We start from the raw sequence: 23443 nt of genomic DNA, 5'->3' as shown, positions 1-23443 counted from the left end.
AGCTCAGTAGCTCAGGGTCATTTCCTCGCCGGCCTTGGAGACCACGACCTTGTCCTGGCGGACCTCTTTCAGCACCCAACCGTCGCCGAGCGTCGCGCCCGCGTAGCGGCGCTGGCCGTCGGCGGTGACGACATAGGGCGAGGGGCCGAACCAGATCGCCTGCAGCTGGATGCGCGGGCGCGCCTGCGCGGACTTCGCGCCGATCTCGCTCGCGAGCACATACTGCCCGCCATAGGTCTCGTCGAACCAGCGCTGCGCGGCGGCCCAACGGGGCTTCGCGACGTCCTCGATCGCGCCCTTGGCGACGATGCGGTCGCCGACCGCCTCGATCGTCACGCCGTCGACGCCGGCGGACGCGACTCGTTCGCGCAGCGCCGCGACCGGATCGTCCGGCTGCGCGCCGGCGACTGCGGACGCCGCTTCGGGATTGGAGGGGCGGGCGTCGGTCGCGGCGTCGCCGAAGCCGGCCTGGGTCGCCACGATCGAGCCGACGAGCAGCAGCGCCACGCAGGCGACCGCCGCCATCGGCGGCTGCAGCCACGGGGCCGGCTTCTGGAGGCCTGCGAGCCGAATGACGCTCGCGCCGATCCGGATGTCGGCCGGCAGCCTGACGCCGGCGCCCTGGCCTTGGGGAATCTCGAGCCCGTCCTTCAGCCCGACAGGGCCGCCCTGGGCTTCGATGAAGAGCTTTCCGCGCTCGAACTTCAGCGCCGCATGGGTCTCGGCGACGTCGCGGTCCGACAACACGATGTCGGAGTCGGGCGACGAGCCGATCCGGCATGTCGGGGCGTCGAGCGGAAGCACCACCCCGCTGTGCGGCCCGGCCGTGATGTTGAGCAGCGCGACGGCCGAATTCGGGGCCGCGGCGCGATGTGAGGAGGCCACGTCTTGAGCCATATCGCTTCGTCTCCTTGGCGACGCTGGCGGCTCGCCGGCGGATGAGGCTTGGTGCGGCGGTCCGGGGAACGGTCCGCCCTGTCATGATGCGCCGGCAGGGGGCCGGCGCGGCGGTCCGGGGCGTCGAGCCGCCCCGGACGCTTCGCGTGAAACTTAGTTCTGCGGACGCTGCTTGGCGGCGTCGAGCTGGGCTTTCAGCTCCGTGGTCTTTTCGGTGACCTCAGCCGACAGCGAGATCGCCCGGTTGAAAGCCTCTTCCATCTTGGCGATCGCGCCTTCAGCTCCGCCGCTGCCGCCGGCGCCGACGCCTCCCACTCCAACTTCAGGCATCTTCGTCTCCTGTTTGCCGAAACGATTGCTCGGGAGTCCGCCCGCGAAGCAGCGGCCTCCTCCGGTCGCCGGCGCTGGCCAAAAAGCCCGCATTCGCAGACTGGCGCCCGCTCGACGACCTAGTGATCACTTGACAAAGAATATGGCCATTTAATGGCTGATTGTGATTAGATGCCACGAAAGTACGATTAGCCAGATACAGATACAGGATATGACGACATCCAATGAAATAATTTTGTCATCACCTGAAGGGTAACGAAAGCACAAGCGACTTCGGCAGGCTCAACTAAGCCTGCTAAACAAATCATACGCCACGCGAATTCAGTCTTTGTCACATTTGCGCCGCTTTTTATACGGCGTATAACGATCACGACGTTGATCCGATCACGGACCGATCACAGCCGCTAATGCTCGCCATTGTAAGGGAAAATACGTACTCGTCGACCCCCCGGGCGCCAAAGCGCCTCACGGGAGCGGCATCTGCGTGCCTCATCGGCCTTGCGGCCGCCTCGTTCTGCTGGTCGGCCGCGCGAGCCGCGCCGAGCCCCGTCTGGGCTGCCGCCCCTTACCACTACGTCGTCGTCGACCAGGACGTTCGCGGCGTTCTGACCGAGTTCGGCCGCAATGTCGGCGTGCCGGTCGTGCTCACCGACAAGGTCCGCGGCCGCGCCCGCGGCGAGATCAAGGCCGCGACCGCCGGAGAATTTCTTCGAAAGATCTGCGAGGCCCAGGATCTCACCTGGTATTTCGACGGATCGATCCTGCATGTGAGCGCCGACGAGGAGTTCGCGACCCAGGTCATCGACGTCGGGACCGTGGGACCGCAGGCGCTCGAAAAGGAACTGGACCGGCTCGGCGTGCGCGACGAGCGCTTCGCGGTCCGCGCCACGGGCTCGAGCACGCTCGTGGGCGTGTCGGGCCCCCCCGCCTTCCTGGCCGTCGTGCGGGAGACCGCCGAACGCATGAAGCCGCCGCCCCGCGTTTCGGGCGACGATCCGCGCGTTCGGGTGTTCCGCGGCGGCGCCCAGGCGGAAGTCGTGCGCACCCCGCCCTCCACGGACGGCGGCCAGTCGCCGAACGCATCAGCGAAGGAGAATTGACATGGCGATTCCCCCGATCAGCGCCGCTTTGCCCGCAGCGTCAGTCGCCAGCGACGTCGCGAGCGGCGACTTCGCCGGCGCGCTCAACAACGCGCTCGGGCTCGGCGGCGGCGCCGACGCCAAGCTCGAGGAGATGATCACGCAAGGCTCGGTCCAGATCATGGGCCAGATGATGATGCGTCACGCCGGCGAGATCCTGAACGAGGCGATGGCCGACGACGAGGGCTGATCGCCCCGCCGTCGTCCTGAAGCGAGCGGAGACAGACACGTCATGACGCCTTCTATCGCCCCCGTCGGCGCGGCTCCCGTTCCGGCGACGCCCGCGACGGCGCCGTCCGGCATCGACCTCTTCGAATATCTCGCCAGCGTGAACCCTCGGGCACGCCCGCGGCCCCGAGCCCGGGCCAGCTCGGCGGCGCGATGGTGGAGAACCTGACCGGCTTCCTGGAACGGAGCCAGTCGCTCAGCTCCCGCGCCCAGTCCCTGACGAGCCGCGCGCCCGACGCGCCCGGCGCGACGCTGGTGCATCGCGGATCGGACGCGCAGACGGTGTCGCCGCAAGCCTTCGGCGCCGCCCCGCGGCCCGAGCGGCAGCCGGTGAACGGCGATCAGATGGACAAGGTGATCCAGTCGCTCGGCATGATGTTCGACTACTCGATCGAGACCCAGATGGTGGTGCGCGGCACCACGCAGGTCTCCGGCGCCGCCAACACGCTGCTCCGCGGACAGTGACGGGAGGAGCCTGATGGCGCTCCGATCCGTGCTGAAGACCGGCCGGCTGGCGCTTGCTCTTGCGGGCGCGCTGCTGCTCGCGGCCTGCGACACCGACCTCTACACCAATCTCGACGAGCGCGAGGCGAACCTCATGGTCGCCGCGCTCATCGACCGGGGCATCCCGGCGAGCCGCGTCGTCGAGAAGTCCGGCAAGATGACCATCACGGTCGACAAGGACCGCTTCGCCGAAGCCGTGAAGACGCTGAACGACGCGGGGCTGCCGCGCGAGCGCTTCGCCAATATGGGCGAGGTGTTCAAGCGCGACGGCCTCGTGGCCTCGCCCGTGCAGGAGCGGGCGCAGATGATCTACGCGCTGAGCGAGGAGCTCTCGCGCACGGTCTCCGAGATCGACGGCGTGGTGTCGGCCCGCGTCCATGTCGTGCTGCCCGAGAACGACCCGCTGAAACGCGACGCCGCGCCGTCTTCGGCCTCGGTGTTCATTCGCTACGACCCGTCGATGAAGCTCAACGAGCTCCTGCCGCAGATCAAGACGCTGGTGGCGAACGGCATCGCGGGCCTCAGCTACGACAAGGTCTCGGTCACGCCCGTCGCCGTCCCGACCGCCAAGCTCAACGAGAGCGCCAGCCCGACCCCTTACGTCAGCGTGATGGGGATCTGGGTGCATCAGGAAAGCGCCGGCCGCCTGATGTGGATGCTGCTCGGCCTCGCGGCGATCGCGATCGTCGCGGCCGCGGCGCTTGCGGCGCTGCTCTGGCGCAACCGCAAGCCCACGCTGAAGCTCCAGCCGCTCGTGCCGGCCAAATGAGCGCGGGATCGAACGAGACCGCGGCGGACGTCTGGGGCCGGTTCGTCCGGACGCCCTCGCTCGGCGCGCATCCGGCCTGGATCGCCGGCATGTTCGACGGCGCCTTGCCGCTCGAAGCCGCCGGGCGGCTCGCCGCCCATCCGCGCTTCGCCTCGCGCGTCTCGAGCCTGATGGCGGCGCGCCATGGCTTCGGCGACATCGACGCGCCGGCCGAGCCCGCCGACCAGGCGATCGCATTGTCCGACAGCCAGACCCTCGGCACGATCATCCGGCGCGCGGGCGCCGTCTGCTGGGCCGACCGATCGCGCGCGAGATCCGCGCCCCGGAGGTCGCGGCGCTGAAGTCGGCGCTCGGGGAACGCCTATCAGGCCGCGCTCGCGCATCGCATGGAGGCGTTTTCGCCGGCTGCGCTCGGCGTCACGCAGGACGAGATGCGCGCGCTCGGCCATGCGGCGCTCGCCGCCGCGGCGATCGGCGCCGGCCGCGCCTGTCTCGCCGCCTGGCTCGAGCAACAGCCCAGAGGGGTCGCGGACCGCGTCTCCCTTCGCTTCGACCCGCAGGACGCCCTGCCGGAGCCGCAGGACGCGCATCGCGCCTATGGACCGGGCGTCGTCCGTCTGGTGGCCGGATGAGCGAAGCGCCGGCTTCCGCCCTTCCGAGGACCCCGCCCGGCCCCATCCTGAAGGCGGAGCAGGCGCAGGCCTGGATCGACGGCTTCTCGTTCCGCGACGAGTCCCGGCGCGAAGCCGAGGCGCTCAAGGCCGACACGCAGCGGGCCTATGACGAGAAGCGCGCAGAAGGTTTCGAGACCGGCCGCCGCGAAGGCGCCGGAGCCTCCGCCGAGCTGCTCGCCGCCACGAGCCGCGACGTCGACGCCTATCTCGGCGGGCTCGAAAGCGAGATCGCCAAGCTCGCGCTCTCGATCGTCACGCGCGTGGTGGGCGAACGCCCTCCAGCCGATCTGGTGTCGCGTCTCGCGCGCGAGGCGCTCGCCGGTTTCCGGCGCGACCAGCGCCTGACGCTCACCGTCGCGCCCGACAATTTCGACGAGGTCCGGCGGCGGCTCGGCCTCGACGAGCCGGGTTTCGCCGAGCGCGTGACGCTGTCGACCGATCCGGCGCTCGGGCCCCTCGACTGCCGGGTCGCGAGCCCGTTCGCGACCGTCGACGCCGGGCTCGACGCCCAGCTCGACGCGGTGCGGCGCGCGCTTTCGGGCGGAGACGCCGCATGAGCGCGGCGACCGACGCGCAAAGGAGCGACGTGCAAGGGACCGGCGGCGCCGATCGGCTCTCGGCCATCCTGCCGGGGCTGAAGGGCCGCATGCGGGTCGCCGATCCCCGCCCCGTCCGCGGTCGGGTGAAGCGCATCCTCGGGGTCGTGGTGCACGCCAGCGTGCCCTCGGTCTCGATCGGCGAGCTCTGCCTGCTGCGCGACGTCCGAACGGGGCGCGAGGCGGCCGCCGAAGTGATCGGCTTCCAGGACTCCGAGGCGCTCCTCACGCCGATCGGGGATCTCACCGGCCTCTCGACCGAGGCGGAGGTGATCCCGACCGGCCGGGACCTGAGAATTCCGGTCGGGCCGGGCCTGCTCGGCCGGGTGATCTCGCCGCTCGGCGAGCCGCTCGACGGACGGCCGCTCGATCCGGCGCTGACGCCTGCGCGCCGTCCGGTCCACCGCGAGCCGCCCTCGGCGCTCGACCGCGACCTGATCGACAAGCCGATCCAGCTCGGCGTGCGGGCGATCGACGGACTGACGACGCTCGCCCGCGGGCAGCGCGTCGGCGTGTTCGGCGAACCCGGCGTCGGCAAGTCCTCGCTGCTCGCCAGCATCGTCAACGGCGCCGAGGCCGACGTCATCGTGGTCGGGCTGATTGGCGAACGCGGCCGAGAAGTGCGCGAATTCGCCGAGCGCCAGCTCGACGCCGCGGGCCGCGCCAAGGCGGTGCTCGTGGTCGCGACCTCCGACCGGCCGGCCATGGAGCGCGTCAAGGCCGCCTATGTGGCGACCGCGATCGCCGAGCATTTTCGCGACGAGGGCAAGAGCGTCCTGCTGCTAATGGACAGCGTCACGCGCTTCGCCCGGGCCCAGCGCGAGATCGGGCTCGCCGCCGGCGAACCGCCAACGCGGCGCGGCTTCCCGCCGTCCTTCTTCGCGGCGCTGCCGCGGCTGCTCGAACGCGCCGGCCCGGGATCGGCGGCGGATCGATCACGGCGCTCTACACGGTGCTGACCGAAGGCGACGGCACGCTCGATCCGGTCGCCGAGGAGACCAAGGCGATCCTCGACGGCCACATCGTGCTCTCGGCCGAACTCGCGCAGCGCAACCATTTTCCGGCGATCGACGTGCTGGCGAGCCGCAGCCGCCTGATGGAGACGGTCGCGACGCCCGAGCACAAGGCGGCGGCCGCCCGCGTCCGCGCGCTGCTCGCCCACTACCGCGACGTCGAGCTGCTCGTGCGGGTCGGCGAATACCGGGTCGGCTCCGACCCGCTCGCCGACGCCGCGATCGCCCGCAAGCCCGCGATCGACGCCTTTCTGGCGCAGACCTTCGGCGAACGGGAAGCCATGGCCGGAACCATCCGCCGGCTGAAGGAGGCCGCCCAGTGAGACGGGACGACGACCTCTCCCGGCTGATCGCGCTGCGCAAGGTCAGGCTCGACCGCGCCGTGGCCGCCGCCGCCGAACGTCAGGCCGCCTGCGAGGCCGCGCGCGCCCGTCTCGACGCGGCGAGCGCCGAGGCCGCCCGCCAGGGCGAACGCCGGATCGCGCGCGAGGACGCGTTGCTCGAACGGCTCGCGATGCGCCCCCTGACGTCCGGCGAGATCGGCCGCGCCCGTGACGCGCTCGCGCATCTGGAGCAGGAGGGCGCCGAGCTCGACCACGCCGAGCAGGAGGCCCGCAGGTCGCTCGCCCACGAGACCGAGCGGCGCGCCGAGGCCGCGCGCGAACGCCTGCGCTTCGAGCGCGAACGCGACAAGCTGCTGACGCTTGCGCGCGAACGGTCCGGAGCCGCGCTCCGCCGGGCGGAGCTGCTGGCCGAACTCGACGCCGACGACGGACGGGGGAGCCGCCCCCGTTGACGATCCCGATCTCCGCGACCGCCCCGGCCGGCGACTGGCTCCCCCATGTCGCCGCGAGCGATCTCGCCGGGCTGAACGCCATTCACCGCCGCCGCGGGCCGATCCGCATCACGTTCCGCGGCGCGCCCGCAAGCCTTTTGGTGGTTCCCTTCGACGCCGCGGCGCAGTTCGACGGGCCGGCGTTCCGCGTGACGATCGGGGGCGCGCATGGGCTCGCGCGGGCGCCGCAGACGCTCCTCGACGACCTGCTGGCGCCGCTCGGCCTGCTCAGGCCGCCCGCGGAGCTCGCGCCGGAAGCCGCGGCGCTTCTCATCGAATTCGCCCTCGCCGACGAGGTCGCCCAGGTTGAGGCCGCTGCCGGCGGTCCTTCGTCGATCGACGCCCGCGTCGACGGCGCGATCGGCCCGGACGCCCATCGGGTTTCGCTGCTGTTCAAGACGCAGGGCAAGGCGCACCGGATCGCGCTCTGGCTCGACCGCGACGGGCTGGCGCGGCTCGGCGCCGCGCTCGACCGCGCCGCCGCTCCGGCCGCCGACGTCGCAGCCGGGATCGCGATGCCGGTCCGGGTCTGCATGGGCTGGGCGGGAGTGAAGTTCTCCGACCTCAAGGGCCTGTCGCGCGGCGACGTGATCCTGGTCGAGAGCGGCCGGGAGATGGCGGGGCCGATCGCGGTCGTGGCCGATCATCTGGCGATGCGTCTCACGGCCTCGTCTGGACGTCTCGCGGCGGCCGCCGTTCCGGTGAAGCTGCGCGGATCGCATTGGGAGTGGTGCATGGAAGGAAATGACGGCGACGGCGCCCGCGCCACGGTGGCGGACGCCGAGATCGACGCGCTCCCCGTGAAGCTCGTGTTCGAGCTGGGGCGTTCGGAAATGCCGCTCGGAGACGTCCGGCGGCTCGCGGCCGGCTCCGTGGTGCCGCTCGCGCGCGCGCTCGACGAGGCGGTCGACATCATGGCCAACGGCAAGCGGATCGGCCGCGGCAGCATCGTGCGGATCGGCGACGCCGTCGGGGTCCGGGTCGAGCGCCTGACCGCGGATGAGTGACTTTCAGCCCAATCTCGTCGCGATCATCCTTCTGGTCTCGACGATCGGGCTCATTCCGCTCGCGGTCGTCACGCTCACGGCGTTTCTCAAGATCTCCGTGGTGCTGTTCCTGATCCGGAACGCGCTCGGGGTCCAGCAATCGCCGCCGAACCTCGTGCTCTACGGCATCGCGCTGATCTTGAGCGTCTACGTCACGACGCCGCTGATCGGCGAGATCTACCAGCGCTTCGAGAACGCGCCGATCGACCTTCAGTCGGTCGACGGGCTGAAAGCTGCGGCCGAACATGTCCGCGAGCCGCTGAAGGCGCATCTGCTGCGCTTCGCGTCGGAGCGGGAGCGCGAGTTCTTCCTGAAGTCCACCGAGGCGGTCTGGTCGGAGGAAGCCCGCCAGGGCCTGCGCAACGACGACCTGGTGGTGCTCATCCCCGCTTTCGTGTCCTCGGAGCTGACGCGCGCCTTCGAGATCGGCTTCCTGCTCTACATCCCGTTTCTGGTGATCGACCTCGTGGTCGCGAACGTCCTGATGGCGATGGGCATGATGATGGTGTCGCCGACGCTCATCTCGATCCCGCTCAAGATCTTCCTGTTCGTCGCCGTGGAGGGCTGGTCGCGGCTGATGCACGGGCTGATCCTCAGCTACGGCGGAGGCTGACGCGATGGGCGGGGATCTCATCGTCTCCCAGCTCAACGGCGCGCTACTGACGACGCTGCTGATGTCGGCGCCGGCGCTCGGCGCCGCGATCGTCGTCGGGCTCGGCGTCGGGCTGGTGCAGGCGCTGACGCAGATCCAGGACCAGACGCTGCCCCAGGCCGTGAAGCTCGTGGTGGTGATGGTGGTGCTGATCCTGGTGGGGCCGCTGCTCGGCAGCCAGATCCTCGAGCTCGCGCGCCAGAGCTTCGACCAGTTCCCGATCGTGACGCGCTGAGCCCGCGGAATGATCGAGGCCACCGACTCTCTTCTGGCCTTCCTCTATCCGATGCTGATCGCGACGGCGCTCGCGACCGCCCGCGCCATCGGCATGGTGATGATCACGCCCGCCTTCACCCGCACCGGCGTCACCGGCCTGCTGCGCTCCTGCATCGCGGTCGCGATCGCAGCCCCCATGGTGCCGCCGACCTTCGACCAGATCAGCCTTCTCCAGGGCCTCTCCACGCTGACGGTCGTCGGCCTGATGGTGAAGGAGGTGGTGATCGGCGCGCTGATCGGCTTCGTGTTCGGCATCCCGTTCTGGGCGGCGGAGACGGCCGGCGACATCGTCGACCTCCAGCGCGGCACCACCGCGGCGCAGCTCGTCGATCCGAACGCGATGTCGGAGTCCAGCATCACCGGCACGCTGTTCTCGATCGTGGCGGTGGCGATCTTCTTCACGAGCGGCGGGCTGGGGATCCTCGCCGACGCGGTCTACCGCAGCTACGAGCTCTGGCCCGCCTCGAGCTTCCGCCCGGTGGTCTCGCAGGCCTCGGGTCTGGCCCTGCTGAAGACGCTCGACGGCCTCATGCGCATCGCGGTGCTGCTGGTCGCGCCCATCATGGTGGCGCTCCTCATCGCCGACGTCATGCTGGGCTACCTTTCGCGGCTCGCGCCGCAGATCCACGTCTTCGACCTCTCGCTCGCGGTCAAAAACCTCCTCTTCGCCTTCCTGATCGTAGTTTACGCGATGTTCCTGGCTCCCTCGCTCATGCGGGAGATCGGGGGGCTGGCCGGCGGATTCGATCTCCTGCGCTCTCTCGCCGAAGGCCGCTGAGCGTCGAAAACACGGCGAAAAGTGATCGATCGGCCACAAAATGGCCCCATAACGGCCCGAGCCTCGGAAACGGCGCGACGCCGCCATCCGCCCGCAAAGCCTCAAGCCGGACGCGAAGGACGGCGCGATGTCGCTGATCGGAAGTGTCTCAGGCCTCCTCGGGTCGCTGACCCATTCGCTCCAGCAGGGCGGCGACCGCAACGCCACGACCGCGCTGCGCAACGCCGGCGAGGAGCAGGAGACCGACCGCATCGCGCGCATGCGCCGCGAGTCCGAGGGATCCGACCGCCAGCAGGGACGCACCGCCGACGCCGCCGCCTTCGACCGTTCGGTCAATCGCGGCGCCGAACAGGGCGCCGGCGTCCGTCCCTCCGCGACCGGGGCGGCGGCCCGCGCGGAAGCGCCCGGCGCCGCGCCGGACCTCGCCGGCCCCATGCGGGACGCCCCGTCGATGCGCGCGGCCGATGGTTTCGGCGGACGCCAGCAGCCCGGCGAAACCGGCGCCGTCGCGCGCGGTCCCGTGGCGGACGCCGGCTCCCCGGCCCGGCTCGACGCAACGCGCACGGCGACCCCGGGCCGCGGACCGGAGATCGGACGCGGACCCGAGACCACGGCGGCCCCCGCGACGCAGACGCCCGCCCGGACGAGCGCCGCGCCCCCCGCCTCCCTGCCGGCCGGCCCGGCCTCGCCGCCCCAGCAGTCCGGCCCCGCCAACACCCTCGCGCAACCGCCCGGGGGACAGGCGCCCGCTGCGCAGCCGCCCGGCGCATTGCAGCCCGCTGCGCAGCTGCCCGCCGCGCTTGTGCAGACCGCGACCCAGGCCGCAGCGGCTGCGACGCAGATCGCGGCGAACGCCGCCCAGCTGAACCCTGCAGCCCCTGCGCCTCCGGGCGCTGCGGCGGCCCAGGCGGCGCCGGGCGCCCAACTCGCCCAGCCGACCGGCGCGACGCCGACGTCCGGCCTGACCTCCCAGCCTGCGATCGCCATCGGCGTCCAGCCGGGCGGACCAGCTTCCGGCCTCCAGCAGCCCGCCGCTCCGCCGAGCGGCCTCAACGTCTCCGGCCCCGCGTCGTTGACGCCGCCTCCGCAGGCGCCCGTCACGATGATCGGCCACGCCTCGATCGTGGCGGCGGCGCAGGCGCAGGGCGACTCCGCCTTCTCCGCGGTCGCCCCCATCGTCGCGGCCTCGGCGCGAAGCGCGGGCGAGAGCGTCGTCTCCCGTCACGTCGCCACGATCGCCCAGACCGAGCGCACCGAGGGTCCGGCCGGGGCCACGAGGGAGTTCCGGGCGCGGGCGCGCGATCTTCCCTTTGGATCCGCGGCCGAGATCTCCAAGGGTTCGCAGCCGACGCTCGAGCGCGCCGCCAGGACGCTGTCGAACGGCGGCGCGGCGGTCGAGCGGATCGAGGGCGTGGCGGGCATGCTCGAGAAGGGCGCGCCCAACGCCGCCAAGATGTTCGCCGACCTCGCCTCCGGACTCGACGCCGGCGCTGCCGACGGCCGCGGCGCGCATGTCGCCCGCGATGTCGCCCAGACCATCGCCAATGGCGAGCGCATGACGCCTGAGCGCATGATCGCGTTCGGGCAGGGCGTCGCCTTCGGCACCGGCGTCGCGCTGCCGATCGCGCTGGTCGACGCCTATCGCGGCCGCGGCGACGGCGAGACCGCGGACCAGATCGCGACCGCGATCCTCCAGGGCTTCGGAAAACTGCTGCGGCGCGTCGGCGACGCGGTCGCGGCGCTTGCGCGCCGGGTCGGGCCGATCGGCTTCGACTGGGCGGCGTGGCGCGCGTCCGGCCTCGAGGGGCAGGACATCGAGAAGAGGTTGCGGGCGCGCCTTTCGGGCTCGCTTGGCCTGCTCGAGGAGATCGACGCCGCGCTCGAGGCGGTCGACGCCGCCGGCCACGACGCGCTCAACGCGCTCGAGCGCCTGCGCCGCTGGAGCGGAACCTCGCCCGGCCTGCGCGACGCGATGAACGCCGCGGCCGCGTCGCCTGAGCTCGTTTTCGCCATCGCCCAGAGCGTCGGAGCCCAGCACGTCGTGGTGCAGATCGTCGTGCCGGGCCATGACCGCGAGCCGCCGGAGCGCGCCGACGCGCCGTTCGACCGGGAGGCCGCGCGCCGGTTCTACGCCGCGCTCGGCTTCGATCCGGACGCCGCCGAAATGCTCGCCCAGGTGACCCTCGTGCGTCACACCGAGGTGCTGATGGGAGGCGGCTGGATGCGCGCGCGCCGGACGCGCGACCGCACGCAGGAGGCAGCCTTCGCCCGGCTCGTCGCCTATCTCGAGGGCCGCGGCGTCCCGGCCAACCGCCACATCGAGACCATCACCTTCGCGGATCTCGATCCCGACGGCGAGCGGCCCGAGACGTTGACGGGCGCGCCGCTGATGCGCCGGCTCGAACTCGATCTCACGGCCCGCCACGTCGATTGACGGCCGTCGGACGCAGCGCCGGTCGCCGGCTAAGAATAAAAGTTACTGATCAACGACAATTTCGTTGATTTTGACGGCGCTTCCAAGCAACATCGCCTCGTTCCTCACTGCGACGGGCCTCAGTATCAGAGTTTAGTTCCCAACGCGGGCGCAATCCGGCGCCGCGCGGCAGGGTTCACGTGCCCGTCATAAACGGCTCATCTGGCCTTAAGCCTCCATAGAGGCGCCGGGAGCCGCAGACCGCTGATGGGAGACGTCGGAATGTCTGTTGAAAGCGTGTTCAGGTCGATCGCCGGGGCCGATTGGGATCGAACCCAGGGGGGCGGCCTGTCGGGCGACGAATTCAAGGCCTTCCTCGGCCAGGAAGCAGGCGCGGACAGCCGCTTCAACAGCGCCGAGTTCAGGGAGGCGTCCTCGCGGCTCGGCCTCTCCAGAGAAGACTCCGACGCCGTCATGGAGGCCTTCGGCAAGGACGGCGAGCTGCCGGCCGACCGCCTGCAGGAGCTGCTCACCCGCTCGGCCGGCTCCGATGGAGCCTTCAATCTCGATGAGCTGAAGGGCGGCCTCGAGAGCCTCGTCGAACGCGCCAAGACCCGCAACGAGGAGGCGGACGAGGCGCCCTTCGCGGAGTTTGGACGCGACGCAGGCGCCGACGAGCAGATCGACGACGGCGAGTTCAAGGCGATGGCCGAGAAGGCCGGCATCAGCGAGGAAGACGCCGGAAAGGCCTTCGAGAAGGCGGCCGGCGCCGACGGCAAGCTGTCGAAGGAAGAGTTCGAGGAGGCGTTCGGCAAGGGCGACGTCTCGGAAGGCCAGTTCAAGAAGGGCGTCGACGAGCTTAACGGCGTCGAGGAGCCGTTCGCGAAGTTCGCCCGCGAGGCCGGCGCCGACGAGCAGATCGACGAGAGCGAGTTGAAGGCCACGGCCGAGAAGGCCGGGATCAGCGAGGAGGACGCCGGCAAGGCGTTCGAGAAGGCCGCCGGCGCCGACGGCAAGCTGTCGAAGGACGAGTTCAAGGAGGCGTTCGGCGACAGCCAGGTCTCTGAGGACGAGTTCAAGCAGGGCGTCGAGGATCTCAACAGCGACGACGAGCCCGCCGCCTCCTTCGAGCGCGACGCCGGCGCCGACGGCGCGATCGACCAGGCCGAGTTCACGGCGCTCGCCGAGCGGGCCGGACTTGACGCCGAACAGGCCGAAAAGGCGTTCGAGAAGATCGCCGGGGCCGACGGCAAGATCTCCCGCGAGGAGTTCGAGGCCGAGGGCGGACTGGGCGCCGGCGAGCTGTCCAAGGACGAGTTCGCGTCCCGCGTCGAAGAGCTGGCGCAGGAAGACGCCGCCGGCTGATGAGGCTTGGCGCGGGTTCGATCGGAGCCCGCCTCGCCTGCGCGGCGGCCGCCGTCTCGACCGGCGGCTGCGCGCTGTCGCCCGGCCAGGAGGGGATCCCGATCGTGCCCATCGTCATGATGGCCGCGGGTCTCGCCTTCCTGGCCTACGGCGTCACGCTGACGCCGGCCTATCGCCGGCGCTTCCAAGACGCGCCTCCGGCGGCCGATCCGGAGTCCGGGTCCGCCGGACGCCAGCCCCCAGACCAGGAGACGCGATGAGGCCGAGCCGACAGGCTGCGGCGCCCGCCTCCTATATCGAGGACTTGCCTGCATGCGCGTCGGTCAGCAGTTCCTGAGCCCGTCTCCCTCGCCCGGCTCCCCGGGGCCGGTCGACGCGCAGGATCTGTTCCTCGCAATGCTGCGGCGCTCGGGCGCCGGGAACCGTGACGGCCAGCAGCGCGAGCACAGCGAGGCGGTCGAGGACAGCGTCGCGGACGGCTACGATTTCCAACAAGGACGAGGTGAAGGCCAAGCTCGAGGAGACCCTGCTCGGCAAGGACGACCAGGACACCCGCTTCCTCGACTACATCCAGGACCTGAAAGCGCAAGGGCTGGGGCATGCGGCCCAGACCGAGATGTCGTCGCTGATCCAGAGCCTGACGCTGCTCGATCCCGAGAAGGGCAAGCTCGCGGCCCAGACCATCCAGAAGGACGCGCTGACCGCCGACCTCAACGAGCTGGGTGGGCGACCCGGGCAAGGTGTCGGAGGCCAACAAGGATCTCGCCACCAAGGACCTGTTCGGCCTCCTGAAGGGCATCATCAAGTCCGAGACCTTCGACGTGCCGCGCCGGACCGTCGAGACCATCGACAAGTTCATGAACGAGTTCCTGGCCGGCAAGACGGACTCGAAGAAGGTCGTCGAGGCGATCACGGAAGCCGCCGACGCCGCCAACGCCAATGGCGGCAAGCTGAGCCAGGCCGATCTCGACCGCTTCTCGGCCTACGTGCCGGTGAAGGACCGCGAGGGCCTCTCGGGCCTGCTCGGGACGCTCAGCACCAACGGCGTGCTCGGCTCGCTAGGCGGCGGCGTCTCGCTGTTCTCAGGCGTCTATCAGCTCGTCGGCGAGGGCGGAAAGCTCGCCGACAGCCCGACCGAGCGCCTCGCGGTCGCCAAGGACTTCATCTCCTTCGCCGGCGCCTCGTCGCACTTCATCCGCACCGGCGACGCGATCATGGAGACGCTCGGCAAGGGCGGGCTCGTCCAGACGCTCGGCCTCGACAAGTCGCTGCCGGAGATCTGGGGCAAGCAGGGGCTCTGGGGCGGAGAGATCGAGAAGGTCCAGACCGCGCCCGGCGGCGGGCTGCCGGAAATCCCGGGCGGCGTCGCGGACGAGTTCCGCAGCCAGATGGGGACCGAGATCAACCGCATCTTCGCCGACGCGCAAGGGTCGACGCCCGACGGCCCGCCCAAGAGCGCGCCCGGCGTCAGCGACGACATGTATGACGGCATCGCCAAGATGTTCGACGACGAGGCGGCCAAGGCCGGCGCGGCGTCGGATCCCTCGCGCTCGGCCAAGATCGCGGGCTCGACGGTGAAGGTGCTCGGCGCGCTCGCCGACGGCGCCGCGGGCGTCGCCGACCTCGTTCTGGGCGCGCTCACGATCAAGTCCGGCGTCGAGAGCGGCAGCGCGCTGACCAAGGCGCAGGGCGCGCTGCAGGTGGTGAGCGGCGTGGCGGGCGGGGCCGCGGGCGCGATCGGCATCGCGGGCCTGTTCGGAACGCTCGCGCCGGCGCTCTCGGCCGCGAGCGGCCCGCTATTCCTCGTCGGCGCGGCGCTCGCCGGCATCGGGGCGATCATCGGCTTCTTCGTCGACCACGAGAAGAAGCAGAAGGCGACCGACGCCGAAGGCCAGTGGTTCAAGGATCTCGCGAATGACGGGCTGCTGCAGGACGACTGGGGCGACAAGGTCGAATACGCCCGCTACTCGATCCACCACTATGGCGGCCGCATCGCGCCCGAAGACGTGAGCCTCTACGAGTTTCAGCAGGACGAGTGGGACCATTTCCGCAACACCCCCCAGGAGGACGGATCCTCCTCCAACCGCCTGAACGAGGACCTCCACAAGGAAGTCGCCTGACGGGCCGAGACCCCGGGGCGGCGCGGGTCCGAGAGGCCATCGTCGCTCCGGTCGAGACGAGAGAGACGCGACCATGGCGTTCGAGGAATTTTTGACCGGGCCAACCCCGCCGGCGCCGATCCAGGTCCTTCCGCCGCCGCCGCCGCCACCACCCCCGCCGCCGCCTCCGCCGTCGCCTGAGTCGCAAAGAGCCTTCAACGCCGGCGTCCAGCTCGCCGAGGAGCGCCGCATGATGCGCGGCGGACCCGCCGATCTGGTTCCGGCGGCCCCCGACATCAGGCCGACCGAAGTGCCGCGCGCGGTCGCCCCCGGCGACACGCTGACCGGCATCTCGCGCACTGCGAACGCGCCGGTCGGCGGCACGATCGCCAACAACGCCCAAATCCAGAACCCCGACCTGATCCGGCCGCCGGAAGTCGTGCTGGTCCCGACCAGCGACCCGGCCACGATCAACACCCGCACCCAGGTCGCGACCGCGGAAGCCGCCGACCGCCGGGCCGCGGTGTTCGACCGGACGCCGACCGCCCGCATGCTTTCCGAGGACAGGGCCGCCGTCACCGAGGCGCGGACCAACGCACGGGACGCCTGGACCACCGTCGAGACCGGCGTGGCGGGCGAAATCCGCCAGGCGGGCGAGACCGCGCGGTTCCCGGTCGACGAGACGACGCGGCCGACCGTCGAGGCCATCCGCGCCCGGGTTCCGGAGAGCCCGACCTTCCAGGAGCGCGTCACCTCCGCCAACCAGACCGTCGACCGGGAGTGGCGAGAGACCCGCGCCACCGGCGCGCAACTGCAGGAGCTGACCGATGCGGCGCGCCAGCGCGACGCCGACCTCGCGAGCCTCAAACGGAGCGCCATCGATCCCGCGCTCACGCCGCAGGAGCAGCGGATCGCGCGCGACGACGCGGTCGCGGCCCGCGCCCTGTCCGACGAGGCCTGGGGCGGCGTCCGCGACGCGGCCCAGCGCGAGCTCACGCTGTCGGGCGGCGCAGAGCCCTTCGCGGACCGGACGGCGGCGCCGACGCTCGACGCCATCCGCGCCACCAACCCGAACGATCCGCGCTTCCAGCAGGCGGTGACCGAAGCGGCCGATGGCTCCGAGGCGGCCTGGCGCGCCGACACCACGACCTCGACCGAGCTTTCGGCGCTCGCCACGCAGGCGAGCGACGCCGATCAGGAGCTGACGGCGCTGCAGACCGAGATCACGAACCCCGATCCCTCGGCCCCGACCCGCAGCCCGATCGCGACGCTAAGCGCGCTCAACGCAGCCGAACAGAACGCCGACGGCGCGCGTCAGAACCTCGAGACGGAGCTGACGAGCGGCCTGTTGGATCTCGGCGAGGGCGAGGCCTATCCGGAAGAGACCACGGTCGAGCGCTACGACCTGCTGACGCAGGAGCTGCCTGAAAATCCGACGGTCGAGCGGGCCGTGGCGGACGCCCGCGAGGGCGCGGTCGAGACCTGGCGCGCCCAGGGCGTGACCCGCGACACGCTCGGCGTCGTCGTCTCCGAATACGAGCAGGCGCGCGACGCGCAGGCGGCGCTCGACGCCGCCCGCGCCAGCGCCGACCCGGCCGACGCCGCGCGCATCCCCGAGCTCGAGGCCGCGGCCGCGCGCGAGCTCGGCGAGGCGGACGCCGAGGCCGAGCGCCAGATCCAGGGCGCGCATGACGCGGTCGAGCCCGAGATGGCGGTGACGGCCGGCGTCACGCGCGCCGCCACCATGCAGACGCTCGGCCTTCAGGACGAGACCTTCCAGGCCGGCGTCGACGAGGGGCTGACCGCGGTCGTGATCGACCCGCGCGTCGAGGCGGTGCGCGACGCCTATGGCGCGGGCGGACCGAACGCGGCGGTGGACGCGGCGGCCGAGCTCGAACGGGCCACCAGCCCGGATCTCGGCGTGCCGCCCGAGATCGCGCGGCGCGTCGTGGACGGCTCGCTCCCGACGATCCAGAGCATGGGCCGCGATCTCGGCGACCGCATCAGCTGGACGCAGGGCGGTCCCGGCGGAGACAATCAGTCGATCCAGTCGTCCCCCGCACGGCGCGAGGTCTTCAGCAACATCGCGCTTGCGACGGACCGCGCTTCGCTCGCGGTCACGGGCGGTCCCCAGACGACGCGCTCGGTGGCGCAGGCGATGGTGGACGGCGCGCGCGGCGGCGCCTTCGCGAATGGCGGGGACTACAGGGAGCTCGCAGCCCTTGCGATGGAGGACGGCGCGGGCGCCGGGCTCCAGGTCGCGATGGCGGGCGTGCTTCACGAGCGCGGCGACGCCGACGGCGCGACGAATGTCGTGGAAGGCGTTGCGGAGGGCTTCGAGCGGCTGCGCGAAACCGCCACCGAGCGGCTCGACGAGTTCCGTCAGGTGGCCGACCCGCTTGTGACGGTCCGTCAGGACTTCAACGACCTGATGACGCCCGAGCAGGCCGACGCGGCGACGGAGCGCTATCTCCAGGAGCATCCGGAGTTCGTCGCCGGGTTCGACGCGGCCTATGAGGCGCTTGCGGAGGCCGGCGCCGACATCCAGCGCGCAGCCTTCACGGCGAACGACCCCGCGCTGGCGCCGCTCGCAGGGATCGAAGGCGTGCGCGACCTCCGCGACGCCCGCAACGGCGCGGTCAACGATCCGGGCGTCGCCTCGGTCGTGAACGAGAGCCCGGAGGCGAGGAGCGAAGCGGTCCATCGCACGCTCGTGGCGGAAGCGCGCGCGATCGCGGACCCGAACGCGATCGTCAATCCCGGCAGTTCGTCAACGCCACGCGCGGCGTCGCCAAGGAGGCGTTTCAGTCGATCATGGGAGCGGCGCTCTCGGATCCGTCGCGGCTCGTCGGCCAACACGGCGCCGGCGGCCTCGCGACAGTCGCGCAGATGACGAATCTGGCGGACCGGGTGCCTTTCCTGAGCAACGGCCCCGTGACGGCGGACGTCCGTCGCACGTCCTACACGGGCGGCTTCCTCAACGCGGGCGGAACGGTCGCAGGCGGCGTCGCGCTCTGGCAGACGATGAACGCCTTCGCGAGCGACAGCGGCAGTTGGCGCGACGCCCTGAGGGGCGGCTTCCTGGCGGCGGGCGTCGGGCATCAGGCGGCGGAGCTCAGCGGCTTTCTCGCCAACCAGCCCGCGGGCCGCGCGGCGCTCCAGAGGCTCGGCTTCAGCATGCCGGGCGTCGACAGCTACGTCGCCTCGCTGCTTCCGCGCACCAATCCGCGGGTTCCGGCCGACACGATCACGGACGCGCTTCCGAAAGGCGTCGCGCGACCGGTCGGAACGCAATTCTACGACCAGCCCGGATGGGTGCGCGCATCGTCGTTCCTTCGCGCTGCGAGCGTCCTCGTCGACGGCGCTCTCCTGGGCGACGCGATCGCGCGGGGAGACAACGCCGAAGCGTTCATCTTCGGCGTGAGCGCGACGGGCGGCGCGGTCGTGCTCGCCGCCGGCGTCGGCTATGGCGGCGCGGCCGCCGGGCCGATCGGCGCGGGGCTCATGCTGGGCGCCGGCATCGCCCTGACGGTAAAGCGCGATTTCGACGCGCAGCGCCGCTACGAAGGCGCGGCGGCCGATTATCTCGAGACCGCAGGGCTTTCGCGCGAACAGGCGGAGGCGCTCGCCGACTATGATCGCTCCGGCCACGTCTCCGCCGGGCCGGCGATCGCGCAGGCGATGGAGGCGGGCGGGCTCGATCCGTCCACCTTCCTTGACACGGCCCGTGACCAAAACCTCGATCCCGAGGGGCTGAGCGATCTCGTTTCGGCCACCCACGAGATGGAGCCTCTGGAGGGTTCGGAAGGCGCGGAGGTCTATTCCGACCGTCTTGCGCCAGACGACCGCGAGCGCGACAGGGTCGGCCCCCGCGGCGTGGTGATCCGAGCGCCCGAGGTCCAGGATCTCGCCGACCTCCGCGAGCATGCCGAAGAGATCTACGGACGCCCGGTCTTCGGCGTCGGATGAATGATGATCGGCGGCCGTTTCCGAAGGCGGCCGCCGACGCCCGCAGGAGAGGAGACCGCGGGAGCGAAGCCGCAACCTGCGGCGTCAACCGCATGAAAATCCAAAATCCCCGGTTCCCGACGCGGCTATATCGTCATACGATCACAAAGACGTCACGCGATCGCCCAGGAGGATTTCATGACGCTTTCGGTCCCAGGTTCCGTCCCGCCCGGATCCACGACGCCGGAAGAAGCGCCTCCGACAACCGATCCGGCATGGGACGCCGCGCTCGTCAACGCCCAGGCGGCGCCGCCCCCGACGGAGGACGCCCCGCCGGCTGAAGCCGAGGCCGAGGGGCAGGAGCCCGAGACCGATCCGACCTCGATGAGCGAGAGCGAGATCCGGGACGAATACGACATCCCCGACTTCGCCGGCGACGGCGTCCTCGACATCAAGGTCGAGGGTGACACCACGGTCGCGACCAAGGCGACCGAGGACTTCGTCCAGGGCCTCCGCGACGACCTCGAAAGCGGCAAGATCGAGAAGGGCTCGGACGAGGCCAAGCTCCTCGACCTGATCGACGCGCAAGGGGCGATCGACAACGGCTACGACCTCTACGGCTACGCCGAGGAGATCCAGACCGGGGCCGGCACCTATCGCGAGAGCCAGGATTCCCCGACCCATCTGAACGGCCTCGACGTCAAGGAGATGGTCGACGAGAAGAAGGTCGCCGAAGGCATCTCCGAGCTGATGGGCAAGGAGGGCATCGCAAAGCGCTACGACGACGCGCTGAAGGCGACGATCGACGGCGTTCCGTCAGAAGCCCTCGACGGCATCAAGTCCAAGACCATGGAGGGCCTGTTCAAGGACGGCGAGCCCAACACGGCGTTCGAAGACTACGTCATCGACATGAAGGAGAAGGCGACCGCGGCGGGCGACGAGGAGCTCGCCGACAAGATCGACAAGGAGGTCGGCAACTACTTCGACGCGCTGAACTACTTCGAGCCTGAGAAATTCGCTGATCGGAAACAGCAGTTCGATCAGAACATGATGACGCATCAGCTCGACGAGTATGTGTCCGACCCCGAGTCGATCGACCCCGAAAACCTCGACGCCGGGCTTCGCGCCACCGTCGACGTCTGGCAGTCGGCGATCAACGGCGGGCTGCAGATCGCCGACAAGGGCAGCAAGGCCTACAAGGAGGCCGAGGCGCTCAACGCCTACTTCAAAGACTTCGCCGACATGTCGAAGAACCTCAGCGCGGAGGACAGCGCCAAGGTCAACATGGCGTTGCGCAGCGTTTGGATGGACCTCAAGCCCGTCGGCGGCGGGCCCCTGTCGGAGAGCGACCAGGCCCGTCTCAGGGAGATCTCCGACAAGGTCATCGGCGAGAAGCTCGACAGCCTCTCCACCGACGACCGCAACGCCTTCCGCAAGTTCGTGGACGGGGGCGCCAAGACCGGCACGTTCGGCGCGCTGACCGGGACGATGGGCTTCGTCAGCGCGGGCGTCCAGCTCTCGAACGGCGGCTGGAGCGAGATGACGAGCGACGAGCAGATCGCGGCGGTGCGCGATCTCGTCGGCGGCCTCAGCCAGGCGAACGACTTCTCGAAGTTCGGCTCGAACCTCGTGAACCTCGGCACAAAGTCCGACGCGACCGCCTGGCTCGGCCTGCTCGACGACAACTTCCCGGACATCTGGAAGGGCGAGTCGAAGGTCGACTCCGAGATCGCCAAGGGCGTGACCAAGGAGATCAACACGGCGTCCGACAAGCTGGCGAACAGCGACCTCGGCCTCGACCTCGGCAATCTCAGCGAGGACGACAAGAAGGAGTTCGACAAGGCGCTCGAAAAGCTCGGCGACAAGATGGGCGATGCGCCCGACGCCTCCACGGCCAAGAAGCTCGGCCGCACCTTCGTGCGCTTCATGGGCGGCGCCGGCCTCGACGTCACCGGCGGCGTGATGGACATCGTGACCGGGGTGCGCACGCTGCAGAAGGCGGACACCGAGCTCGAAAAGGCGGGCGCCGGCCTTTCGATCGGCGGCGGCTCAGCCACCACCGCCATGGCGACGATGAACACGATCAAGATGTTCGCGCCGAACGGCTCGAACCTCGCGGCGCGCCTTGGCGGCAATATCGGCGCCCGCGTGGTTCAGGGGCTCGCGATCGGATCCCGCGTGCTTGGGCCGGTGCTCGGCGTCGCGGGCGCGGTGTTCGGCATCGCGGGCGCGCTCATCGCCGAAGCCGTCGCGCATCAGAAGATGCAGAAGCTCACCGACAGCCAGGGCGAGTTCTTCGGACGCCTCGCCGACCAGGGCGTCGCCGCCGGCGACTGGGGCGACAAGCTCGAATACGCCCGCTACGCCAGCTTCATGTATGGCGGCCGCGACGCGCCGGACGACCGGTCGATGTTCGACTTCCAGGCCGAGGAGTGGAAGCACTTCCAGGAGACCGAAGGCGAGCGCGGCAGCTCACTCAACCGGCTCGCCCCCTACCTCCACGTCGACAGCAATCTCAACGAGAAGAACCTGTTCGAGAAGTATCTCGCAGGCCAGACCTCGCGGCCTGGCCCGCGCGGCTACAGCTTCGAGACCGACGACGCCCGGCCGTGGGACGACACCGACATGGAGGCCGGCACCGAAGGACTCGAGGGCGACAAGGGCTACATCTCGACGTCGGACTACTACCGGATCAACGTCGGGCGGGTCTACGACGCCAAGTTCTACGACGACCACCGCAAGGACCTCGACGTGATCGTCGACCGCTGGGACGACTGGAACGGCTCGGACTCGATCGTCAGCGAGAAGGACCTCAACAAGATCGTCGAGGAGACCGACAACGACGACGAGCGCAACGCGGCGCAGTTCCTGTTGAACAACGCCGACTTCCGCCGCGCCGTCGACGGCATCCGCGAGAGCGGGAACCAGGACACCAAATCAGCTCCAAGGACCTCAACGCGTGGCTCGAAATGGTCACGACGAACGTCTCGGTCTGAGCGAGGCGCCCGCCGTTCCGCGACGGCGGGACTGACGGCGGGCCGGCGACAGCCGCTTAGCGCTTCGCCATCCGCATCTTCCAGCGGCGCTCGATCTTGGCGTTGAGCGCGGCGATGCGGGTCTCGTGGCGCTCCCAGAAGCGGGCGTTGTCGGAGGCCGTATGACGCCCCGGCCGCCAGCCGAGATAGGGGCCGGCCTTGCGCGTCGTGGTCTTCGGCTGGTCGCCGTCGATCTCGCGGATCGCCACCACCTCCGGCGCGACGCCGTCGGCGAGCGGGGATCCGAGCCGGGCGAGATAGGCCTTGGCGCGCAGGCAATAGGTGGCGGACAGCGGCGACATCGTCTCCGCGCCATGGCCCGCGCGGTATTTCATCAGCGCGCGGCAGAGATCGCCATTGGCGAGCTTCCAGGCCTTCGCGAGATAGCGCACCGCGAAGCGCGCATTGGTCTCGGGATCGAACAGCGCCAGCGCCCCGCCGTCATGGCCGAGCATCTCGGCGGTCGCGGGGCGGATCTGCATCAACCCGATCTCGCCCACCGCTCCCACGGCGTCCGGCCGGAACCCGGTCTCGACATGCGCCACCGCCTCGGCGACCTCGGGCGGAAGCCCGCGGGCCGAAGCCTCGCGGCGCACGATGTCGACATAGCTCTGGCGCTCCGAGACCCCGTGGGGCACCTCGAGCGGGCGCGGCGCGTCCTGCGCGTGGGCGGTCGGAAGCCAGGCGAGAAGCGCGAGCGCGAGACCGATCGTTCGTGTCATGTCGCCCTCGCGGCATCGTCGCGAGCGAGACTAGCGGCGAAAGCTGAACGATGCGCTGACGCCGGGCGAACCGCCGGCCGTCATCCCGGCCTTGAGCCGGGATCCGGGAACTCGGTCGGTCCGA

22 protein-coding genes and 1 pseudogene are annotated in these 23443 nt (G+C 70.6%); 20 read left to right on the top strand and 3 right to left on the bottom strand.

Going from position 1 to position 23443, the window contains the following annotated elements; all coding sequences use genetic code 11:
- Positions 1-3 precede the first annotated feature (3 nt).
- The gene (locus tag K6K41_RS16375) at positions 4-897 is read right to left on the bottom strand and encodes a SctD/MshK family protein (protein WP_261401396.1); all 894 of its coding nucleotides are present in this window, start codon (positions 895-897) and stop codon (positions 4-6) included.
- 153 nt (positions 898-1050) lie between these two features.
- A complete protein-coding gene (locus tag K6K41_RS16370; protein ID WP_261401395.1) occupies positions 1051-1227 on the bottom strand; it encodes a hypothetical protein in 177 nt (58 codons plus the stop codon).
- Positions 1228-1634: 407 nt separating this feature from the next.
- On the opposite strand from K6K41_RS16370, the gene K6K41_RS16365 reads away from it, so the two are divergent.
- From K6K41_RS16365 to K6K41_RS16270, 20 genes and pseudogenes are all read left to right on the top strand, one after another.
- Complete coding sequence (locus tag K6K41_RS16365; protein ID WP_261401394.1) at positions 1635-2327, top strand: type III secretion protein; 693 nt, start codon at positions 1635-1637, stop codon at positions 2325-2327.
- A gap of 1 nt (position 2328) precedes the next feature.
- The gene (locus K6K41_RS16360; protein ID WP_261401393.1) at positions 2329-2556 is read left to right on the top strand and encodes a hypothetical protein; all 228 of its coding nucleotides are present in this window, start codon (positions 2329-2331) and stop codon (positions 2554-2556) included.
- Positions 2557-2747: 191 nt separating this feature from the next.
- Complete coding sequence (locus K6K41_RS16355; RefSeq protein WP_261401392.1) at positions 2748-3059, top strand: hypothetical protein; 312 nt, start codon at positions 2748-2750, stop codon at positions 3057-3059.
- 13 nt (positions 3060-3072) lie between these two features.
- The gene (gene sctJ / locus K6K41_RS16350; protein ID WP_261401391.1) at positions 3073-3867 is read left to right on the top strand and encodes a type III secretion system inner membrane ring lipoprotein SctJ; all 795 of its coding nucleotides are present in this window, start codon (positions 3073-3075) and stop codon (positions 3865-3867) included.
- Positions 3864-4208 carry a hypothetical protein gene (locus K6K41_RS16345; protein ID WP_261401390.1) on the top strand — a complete coding sequence of 115 codons (345 nt, stop codon included), beginning with the start codon at positions 3864-3866 and terminating at the stop codon, positions 4206-4208. The genes sctJ and K6K41_RS16345 overlap by 4 nt, the downstream gene beginning before the upstream one ends.
- 45 nt (positions 4209-4253) lie before the next feature.
- A complete protein-coding gene (locus K6K41_RS16340; RefSeq protein ID WP_261401389.1) occupies positions 4254-4499 on the top strand; it encodes a hypothetical protein in 246 nt (81 codons plus the stop codon).
- A complete protein-coding gene (locus K6K41_RS16335; RefSeq protein WP_261401388.1) occupies positions 4496-5098 on the top strand; it encodes a FliH/SctL family protein in 603 nt (200 codons plus the stop codon). The genes K6K41_RS16340 and K6K41_RS16335 overlap by 4 nt, the downstream gene beginning before the upstream one ends.
- Positions 5099-5187: 89 nt before the next feature.
- Positions 5188-6473 (top strand): annotated as a pseudogene (locus tag K6K41_RS16330) (FliI/YscN family ATPase).
- Positions 6470-6946: a type III secretion system stalk subunit SctO gene (locus K6K41_RS16325; RefSeq protein WP_261401387.1), complete on the top strand. Its 477-nt coding sequence runs from the start codon at positions 6470-6472 to the stop codon at positions 6944-6946. The pseudogene K6K41_RS16330 and the gene K6K41_RS16325 overlap by 4 nt, the downstream one beginning before the upstream one ends.
- On the top strand, positions 6943-7992 hold the full coding sequence (gene sctQ, locus K6K41_RS16320; protein WP_261401386.1) for a type III secretion system cytoplasmic ring protein SctQ: 1050 nt from the start codon (positions 6943-6945) through the stop codon (positions 7990-7992). The genes K6K41_RS16325 and sctQ overlap by 4 nt, the downstream gene beginning before the upstream one ends.
- A complete protein-coding gene (gene sctR / locus K6K41_RS16315) occupies positions 7985-8644 on the top strand; it encodes a type III secretion system export apparatus subunit SctR (protein ID WP_261401385.1) in 660 nt (219 codons plus the stop codon). Before sctQ ends, sctR begins: the two co-directional genes overlap by 8 nt.
- A gap of 4 nt (positions 8645-8648) precedes the next feature.
- The gene (locus K6K41_RS16310; protein ID WP_261401384.1) at positions 8649-8918 is read left to right on the top strand and encodes an EscS/YscS/HrcS family type III secretion system export apparatus protein; all 270 of its coding nucleotides are present in this window, start codon (positions 8649-8651) and stop codon (positions 8916-8918) included.
- Between the two features lie 9 nt (positions 8919-8927).
- The gene (gene sctT, locus K6K41_RS16305; protein WP_261401383.1) at positions 8928-9737 is read left to right on the top strand and encodes a type III secretion system export apparatus subunit SctT; all 810 of its coding nucleotides are present in this window, start codon (positions 8928-8930) and stop codon (positions 9735-9737) included.
- A gap of 127 nt (positions 9738-9864) precedes the next feature.
- A complete protein-coding gene (locus K6K41_RS16300; protein ID WP_261401382.1) occupies positions 9865-12171 on the top strand; it encodes a hypothetical protein in 2307 nt (768 codons plus the stop codon).
- A 261-nt stretch (positions 12172-12432) separates the two neighbouring features.
- Positions 12433-13515, top strand: a complete 1083-nt coding sequence (locus K6K41_RS16295) for a putative sodium/potassium/calcium exchanger (protein ID WP_261401381.1) — start codon at positions 12433-12435, stop codon at positions 13513-13515.
- Complete coding sequence (locus K6K41_RS16290; RefSeq protein ID WP_261401380.1) at positions 13515-13775, top strand: hypothetical protein; 261 nt, start codon at positions 13515-13517, stop codon at positions 13773-13775. The genes K6K41_RS16295 and K6K41_RS16290 overlap by 1 nt, the downstream gene beginning before the upstream one ends.
- 462 nt (positions 13776-14237) lie before the next feature.
- A complete protein-coding gene (locus K6K41_RS16285) occupies positions 14238-15635 on the top strand; it encodes a hypothetical protein (RefSeq protein ID WP_261401379.1) in 1398 nt (465 codons plus the stop codon).
- A 229-nt stretch (positions 15636-15864) separates the two neighbouring features.
- Positions 15865-18507, top strand: coding sequence for a hypothetical protein (locus K6K41_RS16280; protein ID WP_261401378.1), 2643 nt, complete (start codon positions 15865-15867; stop codon positions 18505-18507).
- Positions 18504-19583, top strand: a complete 1080-nt coding sequence (locus tag K6K41_RS16275) for a hypothetical protein (RefSeq protein ID WP_261401377.1) — start codon at positions 18504-18506, stop codon at positions 19581-19583. The genes K6K41_RS16280 and K6K41_RS16275 overlap by 4 nt, the downstream gene beginning before the upstream one ends.
- A gap of 177 nt (positions 19584-19760) precedes the next feature.
- Positions 19761-22664: a hypothetical protein gene (locus K6K41_RS16270; RefSeq protein ID WP_261401376.1), complete on the top strand. Its 2904-nt coding sequence runs from the start codon at positions 19761-19763 to the stop codon at positions 22662-22664.
- Here the strand turns inward: K6K41_RS16270 and K6K41_RS16265 are convergent.
- A complete protein-coding gene (locus tag K6K41_RS16265) occupies positions 22615-23319 on the bottom strand; it encodes a lytic transglycosylase domain-containing protein (RefSeq protein WP_261401375.1) in 705 nt (234 codons plus the stop codon). The genes K6K41_RS16270 and K6K41_RS16265 overlap by 50 nt on opposite strands.
- Between the last annotated feature and the right edge of the window lie 124 nt (positions 23320-23443).

The organism is Chenggangzhangella methanolivorans, from assembly GCF_019797865.1.
GTDB classification, from domain to species: Bacteria; Pseudomonadota; Alphaproteobacteria; order Rhizobiales; family Methylopilaceae; genus Methylopila; species Methylopila methanolivorans.
Note: the sequence above shows the minus strand (reverse complement) of the source record. Positions and strands in the feature narration are given on the sequence as shown.